This window comes from Prevotella falsenii DSM 22864 = JCM 15124 (genome assembly GCF_000613945.1).
Taxonomy (GTDB): Bacteria; Bacteroidota; Bacteroidia; order Bacteroidales; family Bacteroidaceae; genus Prevotella; species Prevotella falsenii.
In genome coordinates this window covers 1-3,800 of the sequence record NZ_BAJY01000061.1, presented here as the reverse complement: position 1 = coordinate 3,800, position 3,800 = coordinate 1, and the positions used below count along the sequence as shown (strand labels likewise).

Sequence of the window (3,800 nt, the reverse complement as noted above, 5' to 3'; positions counted from 1 at the left end):
AGCAACGCCCTTTTCCTCACCGTCAGACTGTGTGCTAATCCAATGCTTCTTGAATTCCTCAAGGTTGTACTTCACAAGTCCTTTCCCAGGGTCTGCAATGTAGAAAGTCTTTCCTTTCTTGACCTTATACAGCACAACAAAATGGTTTTGATTCCAATGGAGGATGCAGGGAAATTCAAGGTCGGTGATAGTTTTAACAGAAACCCTTCCACTTATAGTTTTTAACCCCAACTTTGAAGCAACTTTATCAATGGCAAGTAGCGAAACACCTTCTGTGGTCGCAAAGCATCGCTCCGATAGATACTCTATACATTCGTTCTTTTCAAAGTAAGAACAAATCATTGCTAAGCATGCTACCCCACACTGCATAGAGTCGTGTTGTAAAACAAAAGGAAATCTTTTTCTCATTTTTTATTTTATAATCATAATCTATCTATAATATCTTTAGATGCTGACTTCTTTGTTTTATCTAATTTTAATTTTCCAAAGTTATAATTTAGTTTAACCATTAAATATTGAGTATCGAAATTACTATCCATCGTTGTGCGAATATTATTATATTCCATATTCCAAGTATTACTTCTATCTGTATGAAAAATATCATTTGCTACAACAAGTAATGTTAGTTTTTCCTTCCACAATTGTTGCATATAGGTAAGGTTCAACGTCCAAGAACTACGATGATTAGTTACCATTCCAGAATATGCACTATCAAAAGTTCCATCGAAAGCTAATAGCGAAGTCCTACTTATTGGGCATTGAACTGACAAACTCACATTATAATTAGGTTTGTTCCACGTTCGCTCCTCACCTAAAAAAGTAGCTTTCATAAAAGGTTTAGAGCAAGAAAAGCTAATATCTCCTTGTATTGATCCCAAGTTATAAGAGTAAATAGCAGTGGCAACTATAGATGATGATTTTTCAAAGTTTACAGGTCGCCATTCAATATTTTTATTATCTATGCCTTTTTCTTTCCAAAAAGGCAACTCAATGATCTTATTTTTGCTATAATTATAAACTACAGATGTCGTTAAATTGCCAACATTATAACTTAATTTAATGTTGTTAGAGATGCAAGGACGTAATTGCGGATTGCCAACTTTATAAGAAATCGCATCGTAATACTCTATAGATGGATTTAAATTAGCATATGTAGGTCTCCCTATATTTTGACCAAATGATAAACCAATAGATGATATTTTTGTTAATTCTCTATTTACTACTAAGTTGGGGAAGACTTTCCATTCTGTAGAATCTGCAAACACACCTTTTTCATGTGATTCTAACCTTCTTTTGTCGGCTTCTACTCTCAAACCTACTTGAACGACATACTTTTTTATACGTTTAGAGTATGAAGTAAAAACACCATACAGAGTCTCCCTTGTCTTATAATTTTCTTCTTCATTATTGTATGAATACCCTCCATTATTCTTCATTGTAGAGGTAAATACACCTGTACTAAAGTTTCCCCATTTTGCATTTGTGCTGTACGTTAGTTTAGCACCAGCTATATCATACATTCCTGAACTACTTGTTGTTACCGAAGGAATCGCATTAGCGAACCCATTGTCTGCTGACTTATGATGAGCGTAGTCTGCAATAAATTTGAGAGAACTTGTTTTATTAAATGAATATTTATAGTTAATTCCTATGTTGTGAATATATGATACTCCACGTTTACTTTGAATGTACTCCATAGATTGTGCATCCATTTTTTGCCATGTAGGCTCTTTCGTATGAGTATTTCCTATATTACCAGAATATTGAAGGCCCCACGATTGTTTATTAGAAAGATCCCAATTCATTGCATAAAACCAATTTAGAGCACGACCTTGTCCACGGGTATGACGTTCTTTGGTGCTATAAATGGTACTTGCTGGTAAATAGACACTCTCAGTTGTATTGTCTATCTGGGTTGTATTTAAATACAAGAAACCAACGGAAAGTAAATTACTTATATTTTTATTTTTTTCATTTAATGTAAAATCAGCAATATTCATATAATTTCGTGCAAACAACGAGGCATTAGATATTTCTGTAGATAAAGTATTCTCTAATGCTTTAGTAGTTGTTATATATACAACACCTTTACATGTGGCACTATATTCTGCATTAGGATTTGAATCAACTATAATTTTCTTTATTTCAGAAGATGGTATTGTTGAGAGCTCTTTGATTCCAACAGGTTTACCATTAAGGACAAACGTTGGAGTTCCGCCTTCAAGCAATTGCAAGTCTTTTGTTAGCCCCGGGATTTTTCCAAGAATAGCAGTAGCCTTTCCCATATATTTTAAATAGGAATTTGAAACATTTACCTCTATTTTATTCAAGCCTACCTTAATTGTTGGGCGTCTTCCTTTTACTACAACCGCGTTAAGGTCTGTAGAATTAGTTTTTAGCTGTATAGCTCCGATATTTCCTTGCATGTTATTTAAATAGCAAGGTTCGTAACCTATAAAAGAAATTTTTATAATATAGGAAACTTCAGGGATTGCTAACTCAAAATGCCCTTGATTATTAGTAACAGTTCCTTTTATCAATGTTGAATCTTTTTGGGTAAGCAATAATACATTAGCATAGGGTAAAGGCCGTTGTTGTTCATCAACAACTTGTCCCTTGATATTTTGCGCAGTAAGTTGAAGTGCTGAAAAACATAGCACTAAAAACGTGATTATTCTATTCATAGCTTAATTTTATTTAATGTAAATTTTTCGAGAAAAGCTTGCATACCTTGTTTAACTGTCTATTCGTCAGCGTATTACAAAACCTATTGTTTTGCGTTCTAAAAGCGGATGTTTTACACGCTAAAATCGTAGGTTTTGCATTGCCAAACAGCCGCTTTCGCAATGTTAAAAACACAGCCATCGCTTTTTAAGGGAATTATCTTCACAAAGTAAACAGAAAATCTCTCATTATTTTATTAGCGAACTTGCTTAAGAACATCTGCGAGATTACTTGCTTAACTTGCTTTCTCATGCGACTTACGTTAAGTGTAAAGCATCTTAAGAGATTCTTCCAAATGCTACTACCATCTATATTGTTTAATCCTTCTGTGAGAATATTATCAGGAGCAACTATCTCTGTGAATTTAATTTTGCTTTTTCTTATAAATCATTATTTGCCATCTTTTAGCTTCCAGCATTGCTTCCTTTTAACAGTTTGGTCTGCTTTATAATCTTATCGACTTGATTATTTCTGTTGCAAATATATTTATATCTCCAAATTATATCTTTACACTTTTGTGTAATTTGGCATTTCTCTCTTTGTTTTTTACACTTTTGTGTAATCTTTTTGCGGTATTCCGCATTAAAAATGTACTTTTGTAGTGAAATATAGCAGAGAACCTTATCACGTTTAGCATATATGACAGACATAAAAGACTTTTTTATAGCATCGAACACCGTGCGCAACGCACCTGACTATGATTCCAATGTACTCTCTACATTGGTTCAAACGGTAGAGGCTTTTGCACGTGTTACCTATCAGAGTGTTTACTTGATAGATTATTACAGGCAGGAATTTCTTTATGTATCGGACAACCCTTTGTTTCTTTGTGGTCATACGGCAAAGGAAGTAAAAGAATTGGGTTACAGCTTTTACTTGGAACACGTACCGGAGGACGAACAAAAAATGCTTGTTGAGCTAAATAGCAGTGGGTTTAAGTTCTTTGATACTTTCGATAACGTCGATAAATACCAATGCTCCATGTCATATCACTTTCATCTGACGAGTGGAACAAAGAGCAAACTGATCAACCACCAGCTTACTCCCATTTTATTGACAGATGAGGGCAAGATATT

The 3,800-nt window shown here is 34.0% G+C and carries 2 protein-coding genes and 1 pseudogene; 1 reads left to right on the top strand and 2 read right to left on the bottom strand.

Annotated elements, in window-relative coordinates:
- Both JCM15124_RS12300 and JCM15124_RS12295 read right to left on the bottom strand, forming a co-directional pair.
- On the bottom strand, positions 1-408 hold a 408-nt coding region (locus tag JCM15124_RS12300), incomplete at its 3' end, for a cysteine peptidase family C39 domain-containing protein (RefSeq protein WP_232220190.1).
- A gap of 14 nt (positions 409-422) precedes the next feature.
- On the bottom strand, positions 423-2,684 hold the full coding sequence (locus JCM15124_RS12295) for an outer membrane beta-barrel family protein (RefSeq protein ID WP_024999646.1): 2,262 nt from the start codon (positions 2,682-2,684) through the stop codon (positions 423-425).
- A 679-nt stretch (positions 2,685-3,363) separates the two neighbouring features.
- Here JCM15124_RS12295 and JCM15124_RS12290 point away from each other — a divergent pair.
- A pseudogene (locus tag JCM15124_RS12290) lies at positions 3,364-3,800 on the top strand (helix-turn-helix transcriptional regulator); the annotation flags it as partial.

Bases quoted from the DNA above. Each gene is read 5' to 3' on its own strand.
- JCM15124_RS12295 (WP_024999646.1), bottom strand. From the start codon at position 2,684: ATGAATAGAATAATCACGTTTTTAGTGCTATGTTTTTCAGCACTTCAA.